The sequence below is a fragment of the Falsiroseomonas sp. genome (assembly GCF_051860665.1).
Classification (GTDB): Bacteria; Pseudomonadota; Alphaproteobacteria; order Acetobacterales; family Acetobacteraceae; genus Falsiroseomonas.
This window is the reverse complement of sequence record NZ_JBHYDM010000007.1, coordinates 120,023-141,870: the sequence shown is the minus strand read 5'-3', so window position 1 is coordinate 141,870 and position 21,848 is coordinate 120,023. Positions and strand designations below refer to the sequence as shown.

The 21,848-nt window shown below is 70.8% G+C and carries 25 protein-coding genes; 12 read left to right on the top strand and 13 right to left on the bottom strand.

Annotated elements, in window-relative coordinates; all coding sequences use genetic code 11:
- Positions 1-37: 37 nt before the first annotated feature.
- Positions 38-1,006, top strand: coding sequence for a tripartite tricarboxylate transporter substrate binding protein (locus ACTIF1_RS10095; protein ID WP_439596276.1), 969 nt, complete (start codon positions 38-40; stop codon positions 1,004-1,006).
- Here ACTIF1_RS10095 and ACTIF1_RS10090 read toward each other — a convergent pair.
- The 9 genes from ACTIF1_RS10090 to ACTIF1_RS10050 all read right to left on the bottom strand — a co-directional run bounded on the left by ACTIF1_RS10090 (position 939) and on the right by ACTIF1_RS10050 (position 7,931).
- Positions 939-1,367 carry a DUF6525 family protein gene (locus tag ACTIF1_RS10090; RefSeq protein ID WP_439596275.1) on the bottom strand — a complete coding sequence of 143 codons (429 nt, stop codon included), beginning with the start codon at positions 1,365-1,367 and terminating at the stop codon, positions 939-941. The genes ACTIF1_RS10095 and ACTIF1_RS10090 overlap by 68 nt on opposite strands.
- Positions 1,368-1,431: 64 nt before the next feature.
- On the bottom strand, positions 1,432-1,797 hold the full coding sequence (locus tag ACTIF1_RS10085) for a HesB/IscA family protein (RefSeq protein WP_439596274.1): 366 nt from the start codon (positions 1,795-1,797) through the stop codon (positions 1,432-1,434).
- 14 nt (positions 1,798-1,811) lie between these two features.
- Positions 1,812-2,207 carry an SUF system Fe-S cluster assembly protein gene (locus ACTIF1_RS10080; RefSeq protein WP_439596273.1) on the bottom strand — a complete coding sequence of 132 codons (396 nt, stop codon included), beginning with the start codon at positions 2,205-2,207 and terminating at the stop codon, positions 1,812-1,814.
- A complete protein-coding gene (gene sufU / locus ACTIF1_RS10075) occupies positions 2,176-2,655 on the bottom strand; it encodes a Fe-S cluster assembly sulfur transfer protein SufU (protein WP_439596272.1) in 480 nt (159 codons plus the stop codon). The genes ACTIF1_RS10080 and sufU overlap by 32 nt, the downstream gene beginning before the upstream one ends.
- Positions 2,652-3,893 carry an aminotransferase class V-fold PLP-dependent enzyme gene (locus ACTIF1_RS10070; RefSeq protein ID WP_439596342.1) on the bottom strand — a complete coding sequence of 414 codons (1,242 nt, stop codon included), beginning with the start codon at positions 3,891-3,893 and terminating at the stop codon, positions 2,652-2,654. The genes sufU and ACTIF1_RS10070 overlap by 4 nt, the downstream gene beginning before the upstream one ends.
- Positions 3,893-5,215 (bottom strand): Fe-S cluster assembly protein SufD, encoded by a 1,323-nt coding sequence (gene sufD, locus ACTIF1_RS10065; RefSeq protein WP_439596271.1) that lies wholly within the window; start codon positions 5,213-5,215, stop codon positions 3,893-3,895. Before sufD ends, ACTIF1_RS10070 begins: the two co-directional genes overlap by 1 nt.
- Positions 5,212-5,961 (bottom strand): Fe-S cluster assembly ATPase SufC, encoded by a 750-nt coding sequence (gene sufC, locus ACTIF1_RS10060; protein WP_439596270.1) that lies wholly within the window; start codon positions 5,959-5,961, stop codon positions 5,212-5,214. The genes sufD and sufC overlap by 4 nt, the downstream gene beginning before the upstream one ends.
- A 12-nt stretch (positions 5,962-5,973) precedes the next feature.
- Positions 5,974-7,470 (bottom strand): Fe-S cluster assembly protein SufB, encoded by a 1,497-nt coding sequence (sufB, locus tag ACTIF1_RS10055; RefSeq protein ID WP_439596269.1) that lies wholly within the window; start codon positions 7,468-7,470, stop codon positions 5,974-5,976.
- An 11-nt stretch (positions 7,471-7,481) separates the two neighbouring features.
- The gene (locus tag ACTIF1_RS10050) at positions 7,482-7,931 is read right to left on the bottom strand and encodes an SUF system Fe-S cluster assembly regulator (protein ID WP_439596268.1); all 450 of its coding nucleotides are present in this window, start codon (positions 7,929-7,931) and stop codon (positions 7,482-7,484) included.
- A 153-nt stretch (positions 7,932-8,084) separates the two neighbouring features.
- Between ACTIF1_RS10050 and ACTIF1_RS10045 the strand changes: the two genes are divergently transcribed.
- A complete protein-coding gene (locus ACTIF1_RS10045; RefSeq protein ID WP_439596267.1) occupies positions 8,085-8,969 on the top strand; it encodes an alpha/beta fold hydrolase in 885 nt (294 codons plus the stop codon).
- Here ACTIF1_RS10045 and ACTIF1_RS10040 read toward each other — a convergent pair.
- Entirely contained in the window at positions 8,950-9,765 is an 816-nt protein-coding gene (locus tag ACTIF1_RS10040; protein WP_439596266.1) for an alpha/beta fold hydrolase, read from the bottom strand. The genes ACTIF1_RS10045 and ACTIF1_RS10040 overlap by 20 nt on opposite strands.
- A gap of 183 nt (positions 9,766-9,948) precedes the next feature.
- Here ACTIF1_RS10040 and ACTIF1_RS10035 point away from each other — a divergent pair, with 183 nt between their 5' ends.
- From ACTIF1_RS10035 to ACTIF1_RS10025, 3 genes are all read left to right on the top strand, one after another.
- On the top strand, positions 9,949-11,901 hold the full coding sequence (locus tag ACTIF1_RS10035) for an FAD-dependent oxidoreductase (RefSeq protein ID WP_439596265.1): 1,953 nt from the start codon (positions 9,949-9,951) through the stop codon (positions 11,899-11,901).
- Between the two features lie 92 nt (positions 11,902-11,993).
- Positions 11,994-12,314, top strand: coding sequence for a c-type cytochrome (locus ACTIF1_RS10030; protein ID WP_439596264.1), 321 nt, complete (start codon positions 11,994-11,996; stop codon positions 12,312-12,314).
- A gap of 105 nt (positions 12,315-12,419) precedes the next feature.
- Positions 12,420-12,842, top strand: coding sequence for a CBS domain-containing protein (locus ACTIF1_RS10025; RefSeq protein WP_439596263.1), 423 nt, complete (start codon positions 12,420-12,422; stop codon positions 12,840-12,842).
- A 2-nt stretch (positions 12,843-12,844) separates the two neighbouring features.
- On the opposite strand, the gene ACTIF1_RS10020 is transcribed toward ACTIF1_RS10025, so the two are convergent.
- A complete protein-coding gene (locus ACTIF1_RS10020) occupies positions 12,845-13,357 on the bottom strand; it encodes a hypothetical protein (RefSeq protein WP_439596262.1) in 513 nt (170 codons plus the stop codon).
- A 93-nt stretch (positions 13,358-13,450) separates the two neighbouring features.
- Here ACTIF1_RS10020 and mtgA point away from each other — a divergent pair, with 93 nt between their 5' ends.
- From mtgA to ACTIF1_RS09985, 7 genes are all read left to right on the top strand, one after another.
- Entirely contained in the window at positions 13,451-14,170 is a 720-nt protein-coding gene (gene mtgA / locus ACTIF1_RS10015) for a monofunctional biosynthetic peptidoglycan transglycosylase (protein ID WP_439596261.1), read from the top strand.
- A gap of 116 nt (positions 14,171-14,286) precedes the next feature.
- The gene (locus tag ACTIF1_RS10010; protein WP_439596260.1) at positions 14,287-14,577 is read left to right on the top strand and encodes an acyl carrier protein; all 291 of its coding nucleotides are present in this window, start codon (positions 14,287-14,289) and stop codon (positions 14,575-14,577) included.
- Positions 14,578-14,601: 24 nt separating this feature from the next.
- Positions 14,602-15,057 (top strand): 3-hydroxyacyl-ACP dehydratase FabZ family protein, encoded by a 456-nt coding sequence (locus ACTIF1_RS10005; RefSeq protein ID WP_439596259.1) that lies wholly within the window; start codon positions 14,602-14,604, stop codon positions 15,055-15,057.
- The gene (locus ACTIF1_RS10000) at positions 15,057-16,244 is read left to right on the top strand and encodes a beta-ketoacyl-ACP synthase (protein ID WP_439596258.1); all 1,188 of its coding nucleotides are present in this window, start codon (positions 15,057-15,059) and stop codon (positions 16,242-16,244) included. The genes ACTIF1_RS10005 and ACTIF1_RS10000 overlap by 1 nt, the downstream gene beginning before the upstream one ends.
- Entirely contained in the window at positions 16,241-17,566 is a 1,326-nt protein-coding gene (locus ACTIF1_RS09995; RefSeq protein WP_439596257.1) for a beta-ketoacyl synthase N-terminal-like domain-containing protein, read from the top strand. The genes ACTIF1_RS10000 and ACTIF1_RS09995 overlap by 4 nt, the downstream gene beginning before the upstream one ends.
- Positions 17,566-18,588: a zinc-binding dehydrogenase gene (locus tag ACTIF1_RS09990; protein WP_439596256.1), complete on the top strand. Its 1,023-nt coding sequence runs from the start codon at positions 17,566-17,568 to the stop codon at positions 18,586-18,588. Before ACTIF1_RS09995 ends, ACTIF1_RS09990 begins: the two co-directional genes overlap by 1 nt.
- Position 18,589: 1 nt before the next feature.
- On the top strand, positions 18,590-19,492 hold the full coding sequence (locus ACTIF1_RS09985) for a lipid A biosynthesis lauroyl acyltransferase (RefSeq protein ID WP_439596255.1): 903 nt from the start codon (positions 18,590-18,592) through the stop codon (positions 19,490-19,492).
- A 146-nt stretch (positions 19,493-19,638) separates the two neighbouring features.
- Here the strand turns inward: ACTIF1_RS09985 and ACTIF1_RS09980 are convergent, their stop codons facing one another.
- Both ACTIF1_RS09980 and ychF read right to left on the bottom strand, forming a co-directional pair.
- Complete coding sequence (locus ACTIF1_RS09980) at positions 19,639-20,745, bottom strand: THUMP domain-containing class I SAM-dependent RNA methyltransferase (RefSeq protein WP_439596254.1); 1,107 nt, start codon at positions 20,743-20,745, stop codon at positions 19,639-19,641.
- Entirely contained in the window at positions 20,742-21,836 is a 1,095-nt protein-coding gene (gene ychF, locus ACTIF1_RS09975; protein ID WP_439596253.1) for a redox-regulated ATPase YchF, read from the bottom strand. The genes ACTIF1_RS09980 and ychF overlap by 4 nt, the downstream gene beginning before the upstream one ends.
- Positions 21,837-21,848: the final 12 nt, after the last annotated feature.

Genomic DNA, 21,848 nt, shown 5'->3' with positions numbered 1-21,848 from the left:
TCCAAGACTCAATCAAGAACACCTGGGAGAAAGTTCCATGACCACCCGTCGCGCCCTTGTTGCGGCTGCCGCCGCGCTGGCGCTTGCCGTGCCTGCCCTGCCTTCCCCTGCGCTGGCGCAGGAGGCCTTCCCCGCCCGCCCCGTGCAGGTCGTGCTGCCCTATCCGCCGGGCAATGCGATCGACCTGCTGGTGCGGTCGCTCGCCGCGGCCATGACGCCGCAGCTGGGCCAGTCCGTCGTCGTCATCAACCGCGACGGCGCGGCGGGCGCGGTGGGCTCGGCCTCCGTCGCGCGATCGCCGGCGGATGGCTATACGCTGCTCTTCGTGCCGGCGCTGGTCGCCTCCGTCCTGCCGGTGATCCAGCCGACCTCCGGCCTGCAGGCCAATTCCTTCCGGCCGATCTGCCAGGTCTTCAACAATTCCATGGCCCTGGTGGTGAAGCCGGACAGTCCCTTCCGCACGCTGGGCGACCTGCAGGCCGCGGCGCGCGCGCGGCCGAGCCAGGTGACCTATGGCACGCTGGGCGTCACCTCCATCCCGCACCTCGCCATGGTGCAATGGGCGCAGGCGGCGAATGTGCAGGTGGAGCACGTGCCCTATCGCGCCGATGCCGCGGTGATGACGGAGGTGCTGGCCGGGCGCATCGATGTCGGCTCCATCGTGCTGGGCTCGGCCGCGGGGCGCAACGACCTGCGCGTGCTGGCAGTCTTCGACAGCCAGCGGCATCCCGACTTCCCGGATGCGCCGACGGCCGTGGAACAGGGCTTCGAGGTGCTGCCCGCGAGCTTCGGCGGGCTCTTCGCGCCGGCCGGGACGCCGGAGGATCGCCTGGCCCGGATCGAGGCCGCCTGCACCACGGCGGCGGCCAGCGAGAGCTACCGCGCCGCCGCGCGCACCGGCTCCCAGCCCAACAACTTCTTCCTGAACCGGGCCGACTTCACGCGCCGGGTGCAGCAGGATGTGGAGCAGAAGGCCGGGCTGCTGCGCGGGCTGACGCTGAACTGAGCGAAGGTGCCACGGTGCTGCGCCCATAGCGCAGCACCGTGGCCCGCGCCGCCGCATGCGGCAGCGGTCCCTTGAGGCGGGCCTGGGCGAAAGCCTCGCGCTCCAGCGCCTCGCATTCATCGAGGTAGCGCAGCAGGCGGCGCTCCGCCCGCGCGGAACAGCCGAGCTTGCGCCGGAAGCTGCGCCAGAGAATCAGCGCATTCACCGCCCAGGGGTCATAGGCATGTTCCTGCATGCGGCGCCGGATGGCGGGCGGCAGGGCATCGAAGGCCGCCCAGTCGTCGCCCGCGAAACGCCGCCAGATGGCGTCCCGCACCGTGCCGTCATTGGTGACGTCCTGCATCGTCTTTCGCTCGTCCATCGGGACGTATGTTATAACATCTCATTTGTAGGACAAGACATCGGCCGGCGCCACCGCGCCGCCCTCAGACGTGGAAACTCTCGCCGCAGCCGCAGCGACCCTTCTCGTTCGGATTGGTGAAGGTGAAGCCGGCGGACATGGCCTTCACCTCGTAGTCCATGACGGTGCCGATCAGGAACAGCGTCGCCTTGCGGTCGACCACGACGGTGACGCCCTTGTCGGTCACGACCTCATCCCCCGGCCCCGGACCATCGACCCAGGACAGGTCGTAGGCCATGCCGGAGCAGCCCTTGGTCTTCACCGCGATGCGCAGCGTCTTGCCCTCTTCGCCCGTGGCGTAAAGCGCGCGCAGGCGCTCCGCCGCCGCATCCGACAGCGTCATCAGCGGCGGCAGGGTGCGGCGCGGGCGGGCTTCGGTGGTGGTGCTCATCGCCTGGGCCTCCCTCAATACATGTTCAACGCAAGGCGGGCGTCTTCGCTCATCCGGCTCTGGTCCCAGGGCGGGTCCCAGACGACCTCGACAGTCACATCCGTGACGCCCGGCACGGCGCGCACCGCTTCCTCCGCCTGCACCGGCAGTTCCTGCGCCGAGGGGCAGGAAGGGGTGGTCAGCGTCATCTCCACCTTCACATGGCCATCATCGCCGATCTCGACGGCGTAGATCAGGCCAAGTTCGTAGATATCGACCGGGATCTCGGGGTCGAAGACCGTCTTGAGGACGGAAATCACGGCATCCTCGTTCACCCGCACCGGCGGCTCCGTGCCACCTTCTGGGGTCCAGGCACCATGCACCGGCGCATTCGGCGTCTCACTCACTGCTCGCCTCCTTCGCGCCGCCATCCAGCGCCGCGTTGAGCGTGTGCCAGGCCAGCGTCGCGCATTTCACGCGGCTCGGAAAGTCATGCACCCCGGAGAGCGGCGCCAGGCGCTCCATCTCCTCGGCGATGTCGCCGCCGCAATCCGGGCAGGTGCCGGTCATGGCCAGGGCGCGGAAATTCTCGCCCATCTGCCGCGCCTGCGCCTGGGTCTTGCCCTTGACCGTATCTGTCATCAGCGAGGCGCTGGCCATGGAGATGGCGCAGCCACGGCCCTGGAAGGCCGCATCCTCGATATGGCCATCCGGGGCCAGCTTGACGAACAATTCCATGCGGTCGCCGCACATGGGATTGTCCCCGCGCGCCGTGCGGTTGGCATCATCCAGCCGCCGAAAGTTCCGCGGCTTGCGGCCGTGGTCCAGGATGACCTCCTGGTACAGGTCGCGCAGGTCGTCGAACAAGCCGCCGCTCATCGGAAGAACTCCCGCGCCTGGCTCAGCGCATCGGCCAGCAGATCGACCTCCGCGGGCGTGGTGTAGAGGCCGAAGGAGGCGCGGCAGGTGCTCTCCACCTCGAAGCGCGCATGCAGCGGCTCCGCGCAATGGCGGCCCGACCGCACGGCGATGCCGGCGCGGTCCAGCAGCGTCGCCACGTCATGCGCATGGGCCGTATCGATCGCGAAGGCGAAGACGCCGCCGCGATCCTGCGCCCGGCCGAGCAGGGTCACGCCCTCGATCTGCGGCAGGCGGGCCATGGCGCGATCGACCAGCGCGCGCTCATGCGCCTCGATCGCCGGCATGCCGATGGCGGTGACATAGTCGATCGCCGCATGCAGCCCGATCGCCTCGACGATCGGCGGCGTCCCCGCCTCGAACTTTCCCGGGATCGGCGCCCAGATGCTGCGTTCGAAGGAGACTTCCGCGATCATGTCGCCGCCGCCGAGGAAGGGCGGCATCGCCTCCAGCAGCGCGGCCTTGGCATAGAGCACGCCGATGCCCGTCGGGCCGTAGAGCTTGTGACCCGTGAAGACATAGAAATCCGCGTCGATCTCACGCACATCGACCCGCCGATGCACCGCCGCCTGGCTGCCATCGAACAGCACCTTGGCACCGGCCTCATGCGCCATGCGCGCGATCTGCGCGGCCGGCGTGACGGTGCCGAGGACGTTGGACATATGCGTGACGGCCACCAGCCCGACCTTGCCGTCCGCGAGCTTGGCGGCGAGGTCATCCAGGTCCAGCTCGCCGCTGTCGGTGATCCGGCACACGCGCAGCTCGATGCCTGCGGCATCGCGCGCCATCTGCCAGGGCACGATATTGGCGTGATGCTCCATCTCGGAGATCACCACCGCCTGCCCCGGCTTCATCACCCCGCGCGCGTAGCTATGCGCAACGAGGTTGATCGCGTTGGTGCTGCTGCCGGTGAAGACGATTTCGCGCTCATGCGCCGCGTTCAGGAACGTCGCCACGGCAACCCGGGCCAGCTCATAGGCCTCGGTCGCCTGCTCGCTCATGTGGTAGGCGCCGCGATGGACATTGGCATAGGCCGTCTCCATCATCCGCACCATGGCGCCGATCACCTGCCGCGGCTTCTGGGCCGAGGCGCCGCTGTCGAGGAAGGTGAAGGCCTTGCCCCGCACCTTCTCCGACAGGATGGGGAAATCCGCGCGGATCGCGTCCAGGTTCAGCGGCGGCGCCATGTGCCCGTCCATCACGCGGTCTCGATCCCGCCCTGCATGCCGCCCTGGATCCCCTGGCGCTGCCACCAGCCGGCCACGGCGCCCGACAGAGCCTCCCGGATCGCCTCATCCGCCACGGCGTCCACCGCCTCCGTCAGGAATGCCTCCACCAGCATGGCCTTGGCCTGCTCCGCCGGAATGCCGCGGGAGCGCAGGAAGAAGATCTGCTCCGCATCCAGCTCCCCGACCGTCGCGCCATGGCTGCACTTCACATCGTCGGCGTAGATTTCCAGCTGCGGCTTGCTGTCGATCTCGGCTTCCGGCGAGAGCAGCAGCGCCTGGTTCATCTGGTAGCCGTCGGTCTTCTGCGCGATCTGCCGCACCAGGATCTTGCCCTGGAACACGCCGCGCGATTTTCCCGAGAGCACCGTCTTGTAGGTCTGGCGGGAGGAGCAATCCGGCGCGGCATGATCCAGCGCCGTCGTCGTATCGGCATGCTGCCCATCGGCCAGCAGCTGTACGCCGTTCATGTGGCACTCGGCCTTGGGGCCACACAGCGCGACATGGATCTCGTTGCGCGCCAGCCGGCTGCCGGCATTCAGCGTGAAGTTGTCGTAGGTGCCGCCCTCCTGCACCCGGGCATAGACGGTGGACAGGAAGAAGGCCTCGCGCCCTTCCTGCTGCAGCCGGCCGTGGTTCAGCCGCGCGCCGGCGGCCACCTCGATCTCGAAGACCGGGTTGTGCAGATAGCGGGCATGGGCGGGGCCGGCCGCGGTCTCGATCAGCGTCAGCGACGCGCCGGCACCGAGCCGCACCAGGTGGCGTGGATGGAAGGCGGGCGCGCGCTCGCTCTCGGTGGCGAAGGAGACGAGATGCAGGACGCCAGCCTGCACGCCTTCCGGCACCGTCACTACCAGCCCATCCTCGAAGAGCATCCCGTTCAGCGCAGCGAGCGCCTGCTCCTCCGGCCGCACCAGCGCGCCGAGGCGGTCTTCCAGCGTCGGCATCGCCCAGGCCAGATTCTCGACCGTATAGGGCAGGCCCTCCAGGTTCGACAGATCGGCGCGGAAGCGGCCATCGATGAAGACGGCGCGCGGGCCGGTCGTCGGCGGCAGGGCCAGCGCATCATCCACGCCGGTCAGCGGTTCCCCGAAGACGCCGGCATTCACGGCGGCCAGGTCGGTGTACTTCCAGGCCTCCACGCGCCGCGTCGGAAAACCCTGCGCGCGGAAGGCCGCGGCGCTGCGGTCGCGCAGCGCCTCCACCCAGGGCAGGGATGCACCGGGCAGCCGCCCGCGCAGCCCCTCATGCCGGCCGAGAAAAGCGGCCGGGCCGGTTCCGGTCACCGCCGTCATGCCGCGGCCGCCTGGATCGCGCCGTAGCCGGAGGCCTCCAGCTCCTGCGCCAGCTCGGGGCCACCCGACTTCACGATCCGCCCGGCCGAGAGCACATGCACCCGGTCCGGCACGATGTGGTTCAGCAGCCGCTGGTAGTGGGTGATGACCAGCGCCGAGAAGTCGGGGCCGCGCAGGCTGTTCACGGTATCCGAGACCAGCTTCAGCGCATCGATGTCGAGGCCGCTGTCGGTCTCGTCCAGCAGCGCCAGCCTGGGCGAGAGCAGCGCCATCTGCAGCATCTCGTTGCGCTTCTTCTCGCCGCCGGAGAAGCCGACATTCACCGGACGCTTCAACATGTCCTCGGGCATGTTCAGCACCTTCATGCGGGCGCGCGCCAGCTTCAGGAACTGGATGGCGTCGATCTCCGCCTCGCCCTTGGCGCGCCGCACCGCATTCAGCGCCGTGCGCAGGAAATTGGCATTGCCCACACCCGGCAGCTCCACCGGCGCCTGGAAGGCGAGGAAGACGCCGGCGACCGCGCGCTCCTCCGGCTCCATCGCCAGCAGGTCGAGGCCGCCGAAGGTGACGGAGCCTTCCGTCACCTCATAGCCCTCGCGCCCCGCCAGCACATAGGACAGCGTGGACTTGCCGGAGCCGTTCGGCCCCATGATGGCATGGATCTCGCCCGCCGGAATCTCCAGCGTCAGCCCGTTCAGGATCTGCTTGCCGTCGACATTGGCGTGCAGGTTCTCGATCTTCAGCATATCCGTCTGTCCTTAACCGACCGAGCCTTCGAGGCTGATCTGCAGCAGCTTCTGCGCTTCCACGGCGAATTCCATCGGCAGCTCCTTCAGCACCTCGCGGCAGAAGCCGTTGACGATCATGCCGACCGCATCTTCCTGGCTGAGGCCGCGGGAGCGGCAGTAGAAAAGCTGGTCCTCGGCAATCCGACTGGTGGTCGCCTCGTGCTCCACCTTCGCCGTCATGCAGCGGTTCTCGATGTACGGCACCGTATGCGCACCGCACTGGTCGCCGATCAGCAGGCTGTCGCACTGGGTGAAGTTGCGCGCCCCGCTCGCCTTCGGGCTGATTTTCACCAATCCACGATAGGTGTTCTGGCCACGCCCGGCACTGATGCCCTTGCTGACAATGGTCGAGCGCGTGCGCTGCCCGATGTGGAACATCTTGGTGCCGGTATCGGCCTGCTGGCGGTTGTTGGTGATCGCCACCGAATAGAACTCGCCCACGCTGTCATCGCCGATCAGCAGGCAGGACGGGTACTTCCAGGTGATCGCGCTGCCGGTCTCCACCTGCGTCCAGGACACCTTGCTGCGCTTGCCCCGGCAGGCGGCGCGCTTGGTGACGAAGTTGTAGATGCCACCACGGCCCTCGGCATCGCCGGGGTACCAGTTCTGCACCGTGCTGTACTTGATGCTGGCATCGTCCAGCGCCACCAGCTCGACCACTGCCGCATGCAGCTGGTTCTCGTCGCGCATCGGCGCGGTGCAGCCTTCCAGGTAGCTGACCGTGCTGCCCTCATCCGCGATGATCAGCGTGCGCTCGAACTGCCCCGTGCTCTTCGCATTGATGCGGAAATAGGTGGACAGCTCCATCGGGCACTTCACGCCCTTCGGGATGTAGACGAAGCTGCCATCGGTGAAGACGGCGCTGTTCAGCGCGGCGTAGAAGTTGTCGCCCTGCGGCACGACGGAGCCGAGATACTGCCGCACCAGATCGGGATGCGTCTGCACCGCCTCGCTGATCGCGCAGAAGATGATGCCGTCCTTCGCCAGCCGCTCCTTGTAGGAGGTGGCGACGGAGACGCTGTCGAAGACCGCATCCACGGCGACCGGCATGCGCCCTTCCGCCGGCGTCTCGCCCGCGCCCTCGACGCCGGCCAGGATCGCCTGCTCCTTCAGCGGGATGCCGAGCTTGGCATAGGTCTTCAGCAGCTCCGGATCGACCTCGTCCAGCGACTTCGGCCCGGCCTTCTGCTTCGGCGCGGCGTAGTAATAGGCATCCTGGAAGTCGATCGGCGGATGGCTGACCGCCGCCCAGGTCGGAACCTCCATGGTCAGCCAGTGCCGATAGGCCTTCAGCCGCCATTCCAGCAGCCACTCCGGCTCCTGCTTCTTGGCGCTGATGAAGCGCACGATGTCCTCGCTGAGCCCCTTGGGCGCGAAGTCCATCTCGATATCGGTCTCGAAGCCCCACTTGTACCCGCCATCGGTGACGGACTGGACGGCTTCGATGGTCTCAATGACGGCGGCCATAGCGGCTGATCCTACTCGGCGACGAGGGCGGGCTGCAGGGCGGCAGCGCGACGGGGGGCGGGTGGGGAGGCGATCTCGCTGACCATGATGGCGGAGAGCGCACCGCGGATGGCGGAATTCACCGGGTCCCAGCGGCCGCGGACGGGGCAGGTATGCTCCGCCTCGCAGAGGCCGAAGCCGCCATCGACGCAGGCGGTCAACGCGATCGGGCCGTCGATGGCCACGATCACCTCCGAGAGCCCGAGGGAGGCCAGCGGCCGCAGCAGCCGATAGCCGCCGCGCGCCCCGCGCAACCCCTCGACAATCCCGGCCTGGGACAGCATCTTCAGCACCTTGGCGACCGTGGGCTCGGCTATGCCGGTGCCGGCGGCCAGGCCAGGCGCGGTCTGCACGCCGCCCTCGGCCTCCAGCCGGGACAGCACCACCACGGCATAGTCGGTGAATTTCGAGACCCGCAGCACCCGGCGGAAGCTCCCTTTCCCGTGTTCAAAGGGGACCCGATCGGTCCGGATTGCAGATGCGCTCGCCCCCCCTTGGAGTCAAGGCTCGGGCGGCTTGCGGCCCAGGGATTCCGGCGCCACCATCCGCCAGCAAAAATCTGGGATACCAACACCATGCCGATGCTGAAGACCGATGACGGGGTGAGCCTGCATTACGAGGAGGCCGGCAGCGGCACGCCCATGGTCTTCGTGCATGAATATGCCGGCGACCATCGCGCCTGGGAGATGCAGCTGCGCTTCTTCTCCCGCCGCTACCGCTGCATCGCCTATGCCGCCCGCGGCTATCCGCCCTCCGAGGTGCCGAGCGACCCGAACAAGTACAGCCAGGACCGCGCGACGGACGACATCGCCGCCGTCATCAAGGGCCTGGGCCTCGGCCCGACCCATGTGGTGGGCCTGTCCATGGGCGCCTTCGCCACCCTGCATCTCGGCCTGCGCCATCCCGGCCTGGCCCGCAGCCTGGTCGCCGCGGGCGTCGGCTATGGCGCCGCCCCGGGCAAGCAGGAGCAGTTCCGGGCGGAGGTCGATGCCTCCATCGCCCGCATCCGGGCCGAGACCATGGGCGAATTCGGCAAGACCTATAGCCGCGGCCCCACCCGCCTGATCTTCGCGCAGAAGGACCCGCGCGGCTTCGCCGAATTCCAGCAGCAGCTCTGCGAGCACTCGACGGAGGGCTCGGCCCTGACCATGCAGGGCGTGCAGCGGGAAAGGCCGAGCCTCTTCGATCTCAGGGACGGATTTGCGAAGATGACGGTGCCGACGCTGGTCATCGCCGGCGACGAGGATGATCCGACGCTGGAGGCCAGCATCTACCTGAAGCGCACCATCCCCTCCTCGGCCCTGCTGGTGATGCCGAAATGCGGCCACACCATGAACCTGGAGGATCCGGACGCCTTCAACCGCGCCGTGCTGGACTTCGTCACCCAGGTGGATTGCGGCCGCTGGGAGAACCGCATTCCTGAAAGCCTGGCCGGCGGCATCATCGCGGCGAAGAAGTAGCCGCCAGGAAGGCCAGCACCTTCGCATTGAAGCCCTGAGGATCTTCCCAGGCGATGGCGTGGCCGGCCTCGGGCAGCACGTCCCACTGATGGCCCTTCAGATGCGCCGCCCAGAGCTTCATCAGCCCGGGCGGCGCATAGAGATCGGCGCCCGCCGCCAGCACCAGCGAAGGGCATTCGATGGCGGCGATCTTGGCGTAGGTATTGGGGGTGCGCAGCGGCTGGGCCACGGCATCGGGCTGGCGCGCATGATGCTCGATCTCGACCCAGCGCGCGGTCCCCTCGGGGTCCGTGCCGCGATAGGTCGGGCCGACCTCCCGCAGCACGCCGGGCTGGCGCTGGAAGTCCGGGGTGGCGATGCGGGTGAAGAAGGTCTGGATCTCGGGGTCCATGAACTGCCCGTAGCTGGCGCCGACCACCAGGCTCAGCACCCGCCCGGGCTGCCAGCTGGCATAGTCCAGCGCCACGAACCCCCCGCCGGCGACGCCCAGCAGATGAAAGCGCCCGAGGCCGAGATGATCCGCCAGCGCCTCCAGATCCTCCGCCACGCTGCCCGGCTGCGGGCCGGTGGCGGGGTCCGGGATGCTGCGGCCCCAACCGCGGCGGTCGAAGGTGATCACGCGATAGCCGGCGGCGGCGAAGGCCGGCACCTGCTTCTCCCACACCTGGCCGGTGCCGGTATTGGGGTGCAGCAGCACCAGCGGCGGCCCCTCGCCCCCCGTATCCGTCACCCAGAGCGTGACGCCGGGCAGGGCCACAGGCCGCCCCGCCTGGTAGAATCCGCCGCCCGGGTCCATGCCCTGTCTCCCCTGCCTGCCAGGGCTTCTATGGCCGGCGGCGCGGAGGCGGAAGCCCGGCCCGGAAGGGTCTTGGGATTTCGGCCGCGCCGGGGCACCATCTGCCGCACAAGTCGTATCCGAGATGGAGGAAGCGGGATGATCGCAGAGGGCGCATGGGCCAGCGGCAGGGCGGCCGGCTGAATGGCGCCGGACCTGCCGCATCTGTTCAGCCCGCTCACCCTGGCCGGGCGCACCCTGCGCAACCGCATCGCCTTCGCCGCCATGACCAGCCGCATGCCGCGGGAGGGGGCGGTGACGCCCCTGCTGATCGCCCATCTCGCGGCGCGCGCTGCCGGCGGCGCGGGCATGGTGGTGACGGAGGCGCTGGCCGCCTGCCGCTCCGCCGCCGTGCCCGCCCGCGTCGCCGCCTGGGACGAGGCGCAAAGGCCCGGCCTGGCGCGGCTGGCGGAGGCCGTGGAGGGCCAGGGCGCGGCGCTCATCGGCCAGCTCTGGCATGCCGGCAATGCGCATCGGGATGCCCGCGCGCTGAATGCGGTCGGCCCCTCCGCCGTGGTGGATGCGGCCTCCTGGACCGTGCCGCGGGCGCTGACCTCGGCGGAGGTGGAGGGGCTGGTCGAGGAATATGCGGATAGCGCGCACCGCCTGCAGCGGGCGGGTTTCGCGGGGGCGGAGATCTCGGCCGCGCATGGCTTCCTGCCGCTGCAATTCCTCTCGCCGGTCACCAACCAGCGGCAGGACCGCTGGGGCGGCGATGCCAAGGGGCGCAGCGCCTTCCTGCGCGCCATCCTGGCCGCGGTCCGCGCCCGCTGCGGCGCCGGCTTCATCCTGGGCGTGAAGCTGCCGGCGGATGACGGCGTGCCGGGCTCGATCGACCCGGCGGAGGCGGCCCGCCTGGTGGCCGCCGTGGTGGCGGAGACGCCGCCGGACTACCTGTGTTTCAGCCAGGGCAGCCACGGGCCGAGCCTCTGGATGCATGCGCCGGATATGCATGAGCCGCCGATGCCGTTCCGCGACGCCTGGGCGCCGCTGCGATCCGCCGCCGGCGGCGTGACGCTGGCCGCGGTGGGGCGCATCACGGGGCCGGCCATGGCGGAGGCCCTGCTCGAAGCCGGCGATGCCGACCTCGTCATGCTCGCCCGGCCCCTGCTGGCGGATCCGGACTGGCCGCGAAAGGCGGGCCAGGGCCGGGCGGCGGAAATCCGCCCCTGCATCTATTGCAATGCCTGCTGGGGCGAGATCGACCGCGCCAATACGGTCGCCTGCAGCGTCAATGCCAAGGCCGGCAGCCTGGCCGAGGCCGACCCGCCGCCGCCGCCCGCCGCGCCGCCGCGGCATGTGGTGGTGGTGGGCGATGGCGTGGCCGGGCTGCAGGCGGCGGCGGTGGCGGCGGAGCGTGGGCATCGGGTGACCCTGCTCGGCCGCGGCGCCCAGCCGGGCGGCGCGGCGCGGCTGCATGCGCGCCTGCCCGGCTGTGCCGATATCGGCCGCTTCCTGGACCATCTGGTGGCCCGTGCCGCGGCCGCCGGCGTCATCCGCCAGAGGGGCGAGACGGCGGAGGCGGTGCTGGCGCTGGCGCCGGACCAGGTGGTGCTGGCGACCGGCGCGGAGATGGTGCCGCCGCGCAGCCCCTGCCCCGGCGCGCTGGACCTGCGCCGGGCGGTGGCCCTGCTGCTGGAGGAGGCGGCGCCGCGCGGCGGCCTGGCCGTGCTCTTCGACCACGACCACACCGCCGCCACCTATGCCGCCGCCGAATTCCTGCTGACCCGCTTCGACCGGCTGCTGCTGCTGACGCCGCGGGATGCCATCGCGCGGGACGTGCCGGCCCTCTATGCCCAGGGCGTGCACCGCCGCCTGGCCGCCCATGGCGAGCGGGTGGAGGTGCTGATCCATCGCGAACCGGCCGGGCTGGAGGATGGCAGCCTGCGCATCCGCCATCTGCTGACGGGGGCGGAGACGATGCGCCCCGGCGTCGCCCTGCTCACCCACGCCACGCCACGCCGGCCGGGGGCAGAGGCGCTGGAGGCGGCGCTGCGGGCCCAGGGCCTGCCGGTGCTGCGCGCCGGGGATGCGGTGGCACCGCGGCTGATGATGTCCGCCGTGCGGGACGGGCAATGGGTGGGAGAGGCGGTGTAGCGGGCGCGGCTTGACCCGGATCAAGGCCCGCGGCGGGCGGGCGCGGCAGCATCGCCCCCGCGCCGCCTGCATCCGCGCCGGAGGTCCCACCCATGCCCGCTTCCCGCGCCCTGCGCTGGCTTGCGATCCTGCCCCTGCTGCTGCCCCCCGCTGCCCTGAAGGCGCAGCCGCTGCCGGGCGATCCGGCGGCGGGCGAAAGGCTGGCGCAGGACTGGTGCGGCAGCTGTCATCCCGCCGCGCCCGGCCGTGCCTCGGATGCCGTGCTGGCGCTGCGTGCCATCGGCGCCCGCCCGGGCACCACCCCGGCCTCGCTGCGCGCCGCGCTGCTGGCCTCGCATGCGCCGATGCCGCCGCTGGGCCTGTCGCGCGCGCAGATGGACGACCTGATCGCCTTTATCCTGTCATCGCCTTGACATGAAGCAAGGCGGCCGGGCGGGCCTGCGCGCCAGGATGCCCCGCCGACCCGGAAGCCTGGGACCCCGAAGCCTGGGAGAAGGACGGGCGCAGGAGGATACGACATGCAGGATCGACGGATCGCCGAGATCATCCGGGACCAGCATCCGCTCATGCTCGGCCCAGAGGCCAGCCTGGCCGAGGCCTGCCGCGCCATGCACCAGCGCCGCGTCGGCGCCGTGCTGGTGGTGGAGGAGCCGGACTGGCTGCTGGGCATCTTCACCGGCCGCGATGCGGTGCGCTGCCTGGCGGAGGGCCAGGAGGCACGGAGCACGCCGCTGCACCAGGTCATGACGCGGCGGCCGGAGACGCTGGCCCCCACCCAGCGGGCCAGCGAGGCGTTGCGCCTGATGGACAATGGCGGCTTCCGCCACCTGCCGGTCTGCGAGGCGGGCCATGTGCGCGGCATCGTCTCCCGCTACGATTTCCGCAGCCAGGAGCATGCCCGGCTGGACGAGGAGACCGGCTTTTTCGAGAGGCTGCGCTAGCTTCAGTGCAGGGTGCGCGGGCCGAGGCTGGCCGCGGATGCGCTGGCGAAGGGCATGGCGCAGCCGAAAGGCGGCAGCGCGGCACGGGCGCGGTGCAGCGCCGCCGCAAAATCCCGCGCCGCAGCCAGGGCCGGCATCAGCGCGGGCTCGGGCAGCCAGTCCGTCAGCACCTCCAGCGCGGCGAAGGACTGGCCGGCCTGCAGCGCGGCGACCAGCTGCAGCAGGGCGGCCTCGTCCGGGCTCAGGCCGGGGCAGCGGCAGCAGCGCACATCCAGGCTGCGTCGGGCCGCATGCGCGACCAGCCGCATCAGCCGGTCGAAGGCCGCCAGCCCCTCCGCCGCCAGGCCGCCCAGGCCCAGGTAGCGGCGCCAGTCCGGATGCCGCTCGGCCGGCGCCATCAGCGGCGCGACCCAGGCGCGCAGCGCGCCGGCCACCAGCAGTTCCCCCGCATCCAGCTCCCGCATCGGCCGCTCGCCGGGGGCGGGCAGGGGGTGGTCGCATTCATAGCCGGGCATGGCGCGCCTTCCTTAATTGCGAATGATTCGCATTATCATATTTGGCGCCTGCCGCCCTGTCGATGCCGGCGGCGGGCGGCTAGGCTGGGCCGCATGATGCGCCTCCGCAGATCACCTCCCGGCCCGGCCAGGGGCGCCGGGCGCCTGCGCGGCTGGCTGCGGCGCCTGCTTCTGGTGCTGCTGCTGGCCCCGCCGGCGCTGATCTTGGCCTACCGCGTCATCCCGCCCCCCGTGACGCCGCTGATGCTGATCCGTGCCGCCCAGGGACATGGCATGCAGCGCGACTGGGTGCCGCTCGCGGCCATGGCGCCCGCCCTCGCCCAGTCCGTCATCGCCTCCGAGGACAATCTCTTCTGCCGCCAGGCGCTCGGCTTCGATTTCGGCGCGCTGCGGGCCGAGCTGCAGGCCTGGTGGGCGGGGGAGCGGCCGCGCGGGGCCAGCACCCTCACCATGCAGACGGCGAAGAACCTGCTGCTCTGGCCGGGGCGCGATCCGGTCCGCAAGCTGATCGAGGCCTGGCTGACGCCGCAGGTCGCGCTGCTCTGGCCCCGCCAGCGGGTGCTGGAGGTCTATCTGAACATCGTCGAATTCGGCCCCGGCCTCTATGGCGCGGAGGCCGCGGCCCGAAGCTTCTTCGACAAGCCGGCGGCGCGCCTGACGCCGCGGGAGGCGGCGCTGCTGGCCGCGGTGCTGCCGAGCCCGCTGAACTGGTCCGCCGCCGCCCCCTCTGCCGCCACCCAGCGCCGCGCCGCCGCGATCGAGCGCCGCGTGGCGCAGCTCGGCCCGCTGCTGGACTGCGCGCCCGCGGACTGAAAACGAACCGTGCCAGGAACGACGCCTCGTTGCGCCCCCGCGCTGGACAAGCCGGCCGGTTCGGGCGAAGAGGCGCGTTCACCTGAACGCCCCTCTCGGCCCGGAGCCTGTTCCCCATGACGTCCCCGGTTTTCGACCGTATCGCCGACATCATCGCCGAGAACAGCGAAGTGGCGCGTGAATCCATCACGCCGGGCGCGCATGTCATCAACGACCTGGGCATCGACAGCCTGGACTTCCTCGACATCGTCTTCGCCATCGACAAGGCCTTCGGCATCAAGGTGCCGGTCGAGAGCTGGACCCAGGAAGTGAATGCCGGCACCGCGCCGGCCGAACAGTATTTCGTGATGGGCAACCTGGCCCAGCGGATCGAGGAGCTGGTGGCGGCCAAGCAGGCCAAGGCCTGACGCCAGGCGCGCGGGGCGGCAGCCATGCGGCTGGAATACTTCCAGATGGTCGACCGCGTGGTCACGCTGGGTGCGGACCACATCACGGTCGAAAGCCAGGTGCCGGAGGCCAGCCCGGTCTTCGAGGGGCATTTCCCCGGCTATCCCATCGTCCCCGGCGTGCTGCTGGTGGAGACCATGGCGCAGACCGCCGGCTGGCTGCTGCTGGCGATCGAGAAGCTGGAGCGCATGCCCTTCCTGCTGAAGGTGAATGGCGCCAATTTCCGCGGCTTCGTCGCCCCGGGTGCCAAGCTGGTGGTGGAGGCGAAGCGCAGCCATGACGGATCCGGCTATGCGGTGGCCGAGGCCCGCATCCTCTCCGAGGGCAAGCGCATCGCCGATGCCGAGATCACCTTTCGCATCATGCCCTTCCCCGCCGAGGCGCTGCGCGACGCGATGACCGAGACGGCGCAGCGCATCGGCCTGCCGGGCCATAGCTGATGGAGATCTGGATCACCGGCATCGGCCTGGTCTCGGCGGCCGGCGAGGGCCGGGCCGCGCATCTGGCGGCGCTGGGCGCGAAGACCCCGGCGCCGGTGGATGCCGCAAGCCACGCCCCCTTCCCGCTGCACCCCGCGCCCCCGCTGGAGCTGGACCGGCAGATCCCGAAGAAGGGCGACCAGCGGCAGATGGAGCCCTGGCAGCGCCTCGGCACCTATGCCGCCGGCCTGGCGCTGGACGATGCCGGCGCCCGCGCCCTGGTGGCCGAGATGGACCTGATCGTCGCCGCCGGCGGGGGCGAGCGGGACCTGGCGCTGGATGAGAGCGTGCTGGCCGCGCTCGCCGCCCTGCCGCCGGCCGAGGCCGCCTTGCAGCTGAACGCGCTGCTGGCCGGCGGACTGCGGCCGACGCTGTTCCTGGCCCAGCTGTCCAACCTGCTGGCCGGCAATATCTCGATCGTCCATGGCGTCACCGGCGCCTCCCGCACCTTCATGGGGGAGGAACAGGCCGGGGCGGATGCGGTGCGCATCGCGGCCGCGCGCCTGGCGGAGGGCCGCGGCCAGGCGGCGCTGGTCGGCGGCGGCTTCGTCGCGGCGCGCTGGGACCTGATGGTGCTCTACCACTCGGCCGGACTGCTGCGGCAGGGCGGTTTTGCTCCCGTCTTTGCCCGGGACGACGCGCCGGGCGCCATTCCCGGCACGCTCGGCGCCTTCCTGGTGCTGGAAACGGCGGAGAGCGCCCGCGCCCGCGGCGCGCGTGGCCTCGCGCGGATCATGGGCGTGGCCTGCGAACAGGCGCGGCGCGACGGGGCGGATGGCAGCGCCGCCGCCGCCGCCCGCGCCTTCGCGCGGCTGGCCCTGCCGGAGGGGCCGCTGGCCGTCCTTTCCGGCGCCACGGGCGTCGCCGGCCCCACCGCGGCCGAGCGCGAATTCCTGGGCAGCCTTCGCCGGGACATCACGCTGCGCGCCGCCGGCAGCCGGCTCGGCTGGGGCGTGGAGGCGACCTTCCCGGCCAGCCTGGCGCTGGGCGCGCTGATGCTCTCCGAGGGCGTGCTGCCGCCCGCGCTGGAGGCGGCCGAGGCGCCCATGACCGCGCCGCCGACAGACCTTCTGGTGACCGGCTTCGGCGCCTGGCGCGGCGAGGCCCTGGCCCATCTGCAGGCGATTCCGGCGGAGGAGCAGCCGTGACAGCGTCCGATGGTCGGAGGGGCGAAGGCCCCGGAGAGCTGAACCGGTCGCGGCCAGCGGACCTGGACTCCAAGGGCCGGCCCATCGTTGCCGTCACCGGAATCGGCCTCGTTACCCCGCTCGGCTTCGGCGTTGCCAGGAACTGGGCGGCACTGCTGGCCGGCACCTCCGGCATCCGCCGCATCACCCGCTTCCCCACCAACGACCTGCGCACCACCATCGCTGGCACCGTCGACCTGCCCGAGGAAGCGGATGGCGCGGTGCTGACCGCCACCCCCCGCGTCGCCCGCATGGCCGCGATGGCGGCGGAGGAAGCGCTGGCCGAGGCCGGCCTCGGTGGGGGAAGATTCCCCGGCCCGCTGATGCTCGGCATGCCGCCGGTCGAGGTGGAATGGCCGCACCGCTTCGAACTCGCCCGGCGCGTGGCGCCGGATGCGGCCACCTATCCCGCGCTGACCCTGGCCGCGACCGGCTGGCCGGAGCTCTACCAGACCGCCGCCTTCCAGACGGTCGGCGAGACCTTGGCCGCCCGCTTCGGCACGCGCGGATCGCCCGTGGCCGTCACCACCGCCTGCGCCACCGGCGCCTCCGCCATCCAGCTTGGCGTCGAGGCGATCCAGCGCGGGGAGACCGAGGCCGCGCTGGCCATCGGCGCGGATGGCACGGTGCAGCCGGAGGCGCTGATCCGCTTCTCCCTTCTCTCCGCGCTGTCCACCCGCAACGAAGACCCCACCGGCGCCTCCCGCCCCTTCGAGAAGAACCGCGGTGGCTTCGTGATGAGCGAGGGCGCCGCCTGCCTGGTGCTCGAAAGCCTTTCGCACGCCCGTGCCCGCGGCGCGCGCATCCTCGGCCTGGTGCGCGGCGCCGGCGAGAAGTCGGACAGTTTCCACCGCACCCGCTCCAACCCCGATGGCAGCGCGGTGATCCGGGCCATGCGCAATGCCATCGAGGATGCGGGGCTGCAGCCCGCCGATATCTCCTACGTCAATGCCCATGGCACCGGCACGCCGGAGAACGACAAGATGGAGAACCTCGCCATGCGCGCGGTCTTCGGGGAGGCCGCGCCGCCGATCTCCTCCAACAAGTCGATGATCGGCCATACGCTCTCGGCCTCCGGCGCCATCGAGGCCGCCTTCAGCCTGCTGGCGATCCGCGACCAGATGCTGCCGCCCACCATCAACCATGTGGAGCCGGACCCGGCCATCACGCTCGACGTGGTGCCCAACGTGGCCCGCGCGGCAAAAGTCCAGAACGTGCTGTCCAACAGCTTCGGCTTCGGCGGCCAGAACGTCTGCCTCGTTCTCAGTGGAGCACCGACCTGATGCGCGCCCTGCGCCTGCATGGCGACCGCGACCTGCGGCTGGAAGAGATCGAGGCCCCGCCGCCGCCCGGCGAGGGCGAGGTGCAGCTGCGCATCCGCGCCGTCTCCCTGAACCACATCGATGTCTGGGGCTGGCGCGGCATGGCCTTCGCGCAGCGCACGCTGCCGCTGGCGGTGGGCGCGGAGGCTTCGGGCGAAGTGGTGGCGGTGGGTGCCGGCGTCACCGGCTGGAAGGCCGGCGACCGCGCCGTGCCCTATGGCGCCCGCACCTGCGGCCATTGCGCCGCCTGCCGCGAGGGCCGCGACAATTTCTGCGAGAACGTCTCGGGCGTTGCCGGCTTCCACATCGACGGTTTTGCGCGCGAACTGGCCAATGTGCCGGCGCGGCTGCTGGTGCGCGTGCCCGAGAAGGTGCCCTTCGAGGAAGCGGCCTGCGCCACCGTCACCTTCGGCACGGTCGAGCATATGCTCTTCGACAATGCCCAGCTGAAGCCGGGCGAGACCATCCTGATCCAGGCGGCGGGCTCCGGCATCGGATCCGTCGCCATCCGCGTCGCCAAGGCCCTGGGCTGCACCGTCATCGCCACCGCCGGCGATGACGAGAAATGCGCCAAGGCCCAGGCACTCGGCGCCGATCATGTGGTGAACTACACGGACAAGAACTTCTCGACGGTTGCCCGGCGCGTGACGGGAAAGCGCGGCGTGGATGTGGTCTTCGAACATGTGGGCGCCACCACCTGGGCGGGCTCCCTGCTTTCGCTGCGCCCGGGCGGGCGCCTGGTGACCTGCGGCAGCACCTCCGGCGTCTCGGCCGAGACCAACCTGATGATGATCTTCCAGCGCCAGCTCCGCATTTTTGGGAGTTTCGGCTGCGCCATCCGCAACGTCGGCGACGCCTTGGGCAAGATGTCGGCGGGCATCCTGCCGGTGCTGGATACCGTGGTGCCGCTGGAGCGATTCACGGAAGGGCTGGAACGCCTGGAATCGCGCCGCGTCTTCGGCAAGATCGTGGTGAAGTTCTGACTTGAAGGCGGCCCTGAAACGCGCCGGCGAGGAAACGCTGGCTGCCCTGATCCGGGGCGGCTTCGCCATGGTGCGCGCCCTGGGTCCGGATCGCGCCGGGCGCATCGGTGCGGCGGTGGCCCGCACCCTTGGCCCGCTCACTTCGGCCAACCGCATCGCGCGCGAAAACATCGACGCGGCCTTCCCGGACAAGACCGCCGCCGAACGCGCCACGATCCTGCGCGAGAGCTGGGAGAATCTCGGCCGTACCGCCAGCGAATATGTCCATCTCGGCGATCTCTGGGATTTCGACCCGGAGCGCCCCAATACCGGCCGCATCGAGCTGGATGCCGAGAGCATGGCGCGCTTCGAGGCGCTGCGGGATGACGGCAAGCCCGCCATCATCTTCGCGGCCCACCTGGCCAATTGGGAACTGCCCGCCGTTGCCGCGCTGCGCCATGGCCTGCCGGCCGCCGCGCTGTATCGCACGCCGAACAATGCCGCGGTGGCGCGGGACATCCTGGCGCTGCGCAAGGGGGTGATGGGCACATTGATCCCGGCCGGACCCGCCGCGCCGATCCGGATGATGGAGGCGCTGGATGAGGGCCTCCATCTCGGCATGCTGGTCGACCAGCGCTTCGGCCGCGGCCCCAGGATCCGGTTCTTCGGGCGGGAGGCGACGGCGATTCCGATCCTCGCCCGCCTGGCACGGCGCTTCGACTGCCCGATCCACGGCGCCCGCGCCATCCGCCTGCCCGGCGGCCGCTTCCGGCTGGAGCTGACGGAGGCCGTGACCCTGGCGCGCGATGCCAAGGGCCAGGTGGATGTGCAGGCCGCGACCCAGCAGGTGAACGACATCGTCGAGGGCTGGGTGCGCGAATATCCCGGCCAATGGCTCTGGCAGCACCGCCGCTGGCGGATGTAGCCCGAAGCCCTCCCCCGCCTGCGGGGGAGGGTTGGGTGGGGGGGACGCGCAGGACGTGAATTCGGTCCAATGCCGTCCCAGCCCCCCTCACCCAACCGTTGAACGCATGCGTTCAACCCCCCCGCTGGGTGGAGAGGGCTTCCCCCTCAGCTCAACGGCAGGGTCCGGTACAAGGCCACCCGCAGCCCGCCATGCGGCACCGGCGCGGTATTGGGCAGGAAGGGCAGGCGCGTCGCATGCGCCAGCTTCGGCTCGCTGGTCACCAGCCCCACCCGCCAGCCGGCGAAGCGGCGCAGCATCACCTGGCCGAAGGCGGCGTAGAGGGGTGCGAGGTCCTTCCCCTCCCCCATCCGGCTGCCATAGGGCGGATTGACGATGACGAGTCCCGGCGGGCCCTCGGGTGGCGTCAGCTCGCTGATCGGCGCCTGGGCGAAGTCCGTGGTCTCCGCGACACCGGCGCGCTCCGCATTGGCGCGGCTCATGGCGATCGCCCCCGCGTCGCGGTCCCGCCCGTAGCAGCGCGCGGTGGAGGCCGGGGGGCGGCGCACCGCGCGCATCGCCTGCCAGGCGGCCTCATCGAAGCCGGCGAGACGCTCGAAGGCGAAGGCGCGGGCGCGGCCGGGGTTCAGCCGCGCGGTGATCTCCGCCGCCTCGATCACGAAGGTGCCGGCGCCGCACATCGGGTCCACCACCGGCGCCGTGCCGTCATGGCCGCAGGCCTGCAGGAAGAGCGCAGCCATGGTCTCGCGCAGCGGGGCCGGGTTCACCGCCTGCTTGGCGCCCCGCTTGTGCAGCGGCTCGCCCGAGGTATCGAGGCTGATGGTGCACTGGTCATTCTCCAGCCGCACCATGACCAGCACGCCGTCATCCGACGGCTTCGCGCCGAGCGTCTCCCGGATCGCTGTCTCGACCCGCTGCGCGGCGGCTCCGGAGTGGTAGATGCGCGACCCGGCGCAGCTGGCCTCCACCCGGAAGGGCACGTCCGGGCGCAGCACGCTGGCCCAGTCGACGCGCCGCGCCTTGGCATCCAGCTGCGCCAGGTGCACGGCCCGAAAACTGTCGATCCGCGCCAGCACGCGCCCGGCGCCGCGCAGCCAGAGATTGGCGCGCCAGACATCCGGCCAGCCGCCCTGGATGGCCACGCCGCCCGGCACCGCCTTGGGGCGCCGAAAGCCCTTGCCCCGCACCTCCTCGAACAGCAGGGGCTCCAGCCCCGGCGCGGTGGCGAGGAAGATCTCGAAGCTGTCGGTCACACGTTGAACCGGAACAACAGGACGTCGCCGTCCTTCACCACGTATTCCTTGCCCTCGATGCGCATCTTGCCGGCTTCCTTGGCGCCCTGCTCGCCGCCGAGGCTGGTATAGTCGTCATAGGCGGTGGTCTCGCAGGCGATGAAGCCACGCTCGAAATCGCCATGGATGACGCCTGCCGCGCCGGGTGCCTTGGTGCCGCGGGTGATGGTCCAGGCCCGGGTTTCCTTCGGCCCCACGGTGAAATAGGTGATCAGGCCCAGCAGCTCGTAGCCCGCGCGGATGATGCGATCGAGCCCGCTATCGGCCAGGCCCAGGGAGTCGAGGAAGTCGGTGCGATCGGCTTCCGGCATCTGGCTGATCTCGGCCTCGATGGCGGCGGAGACGATCACCGCCTTGGCGCCCTGCGCCTTCGCCATCGCGAAGACTTTTTCGCTGTGCGCATTGCCGGTGGCGGCGGAGGATTCCTCGACGTTGCAGACGTAGAGCACGGGCTTGCTGGTCATCAGCTGCAGCCGGCGCACCGCCTCCTCCTCCCCCTTCGGGATGGCGGTGCGGGCGGGCTTGCCATTGGCCAGCGCCGCCATGATCGGCTCGATCAGCGAAAGCTGCGCCGTCGCCTCCTTGTCGCCGCCACGGGCGCGCTTGGTCAGGCCGAGGCTGCGCTTCTCCAGGCTGTCGAGGTCGGCGAGCATCAGCTCCGTCTCCACCGTCTCGGCATCCCGCACCGGGTCGACATTGCCCTCCACATGGGTGACGTCGTCATCCTCGAAGCAGCGCAGCACATGGACGATGGCATCCACCTCCCGGATATTCGCCAGGAACTGGTTGCCCAGCCCCTCGCCCTTGGAGGCGCCGCGCACCAGGCCGGCGATATCGACGAATTCCAGGCTGGTCGGCACGATTTTTTGCGATTTTCCCACCTTCGCCAGTACGGCCAGGCGCGGGTCCGGCACCGCGACCCGACCCACGTTCGGCTCGATCGTGCAGAAGGGGTAGTTGGCCGCCTGGGCGCTGGCGGTGGCCGTCAGCGCGTTGAAAAGCGTGGACTTGCCGACATTGGGCAGGCCGACGATGCCGCAGTTGAAACCCATGGGAGCGATCCG

Bases quoted from the DNA above. Each gene is read 5' to 3' on its own strand.
- ACTIF1_RS10080 (WP_439596273.1), bottom strand. From the start codon at position 2,207: ATGGCGGCGCGAAGGAGGCGAGCAGTGAGTGAGACGCCGAATGCGCCG.
- sufD (WP_439596271.1), bottom strand. From the start codon at position 5,215: ATGACGGCGGTGACCGGAACCGGCCCGGCCGCTTTTCTCGGCCGGCAT.
- ACTIF1_RS10000 (WP_439596258.1), top strand. From the start codon at position 15,057: ATGGAGATCTGGATCACCGGCATCGGCCTGGTCTCGGCGGCCGGCGAG.
- sufC (WP_439596270.1), bottom strand. From the start codon at position 5,961: ATGCTGAAGATCGAGAACCTGCACGCCAATGTCGACGGCAAGCAGATC.
- ACTIF1_RS10045 (WP_439596267.1), top strand. From the start codon at position 8,085: ATGCCGATGCTGAAGACCGATGACGGGGTGAGCCTGCATTACGAGGAG.
- ACTIF1_RS10095 (WP_439596276.1), top strand. From the start codon at position 38: ATGACCACCCGTCGCGCCCTTGTTGCGGCTGCCGCCGCGCTGGCGCTT.
- mtgA (WP_439596261.1), top strand. From the start codon at position 13,451: ATGATGCGCCTCCGCAGATCACCTCCCGGCCCGGCCAGGGGCGCCGGG.
- sufB (WP_439596269.1), bottom strand. From the start codon at position 7,470: ATGGCCGCCGTCATTGAGACCATCGAAGCCGTCCAGTCCGTCACCGAT.
- ACTIF1_RS10035 (WP_439596265.1), top strand. From the start codon at position 9,949: ATGGCGCCGGACCTGCCGCATCTGTTCAGCCCGCTCACCCTGGCCGGG.
- ACTIF1_RS10030 (WP_439596264.1), top strand. From the start codon at position 11,994: ATGCCCGCTTCCCGCGCCCTGCGCTGGCTTGCGATCCTGCCCCTGCTG.
- ACTIF1_RS10020 (WP_439596262.1), bottom strand. From the start codon at position 13,357: ATGCCCGGCTATGAATGCGACCACCCCCTGCCCGCCCCCGGCGAGCGG.
- ACTIF1_RS10070 (WP_439596342.1), bottom strand. From the start codon at position 3,893: ATGGACGGGCACATGGCGCCGCCGCTGAACCTGGACGCGATCCGCGCG.
- ACTIF1_RS10010 (WP_439596260.1), top strand. From the start codon at position 14,287: ATGACGTCCCCGGTTTTCGACCGTATCGCCGACATCATCGCCGAGAAC.
- ACTIF1_RS10025 (WP_439596263.1), top strand. From the start codon at position 12,420: ATGCAGGATCGACGGATCGCCGAGATCATCCGGGACCAGCATCCGCTC.
- ychF (WP_439596253.1), bottom strand. From the start codon at position 21,836: ATGGGTTTCAACTGCGGCATCGTCGGCCTGCCCAATGTCGGCAAGTCC.
- ACTIF1_RS10085 (WP_439596274.1), bottom strand. From the start codon at position 1,797: ATGAGCACCACCACCGAAGCCCGCCCGCGCCGCACCCTGCCGCCGCTG.
- sufU (WP_439596272.1), bottom strand. From the start codon at position 2,655: ATGAGCGGCGGCTTGTTCGACGACCTGCGCGACCTGTACCAGGAGGTC.
- ACTIF1_RS10040 (WP_439596266.1), bottom strand. From the start codon at position 9,765: ATGGACCCGGGCGGCGGATTCTACCAGGCGGGGCGGCCTGTGGCCCTG.
- ACTIF1_RS10090 (WP_439596275.1), bottom strand. From the start codon at position 1,367: ATGGACGAGCGAAAGACGATGCAGGACGTCACCAATGACGGCACGGTG.
- ACTIF1_RS10005 (WP_439596259.1), top strand. From the start codon at position 14,602: ATGCGGCTGGAATACTTCCAGATGGTCGACCGCGTGGTCACGCTGGGT.
- ACTIF1_RS09990 (WP_439596256.1), top strand. From the start codon at position 17,566: ATGCGCGCCCTGCGCCTGCATGGCGACCGCGACCTGCGGCTGGAAGAG.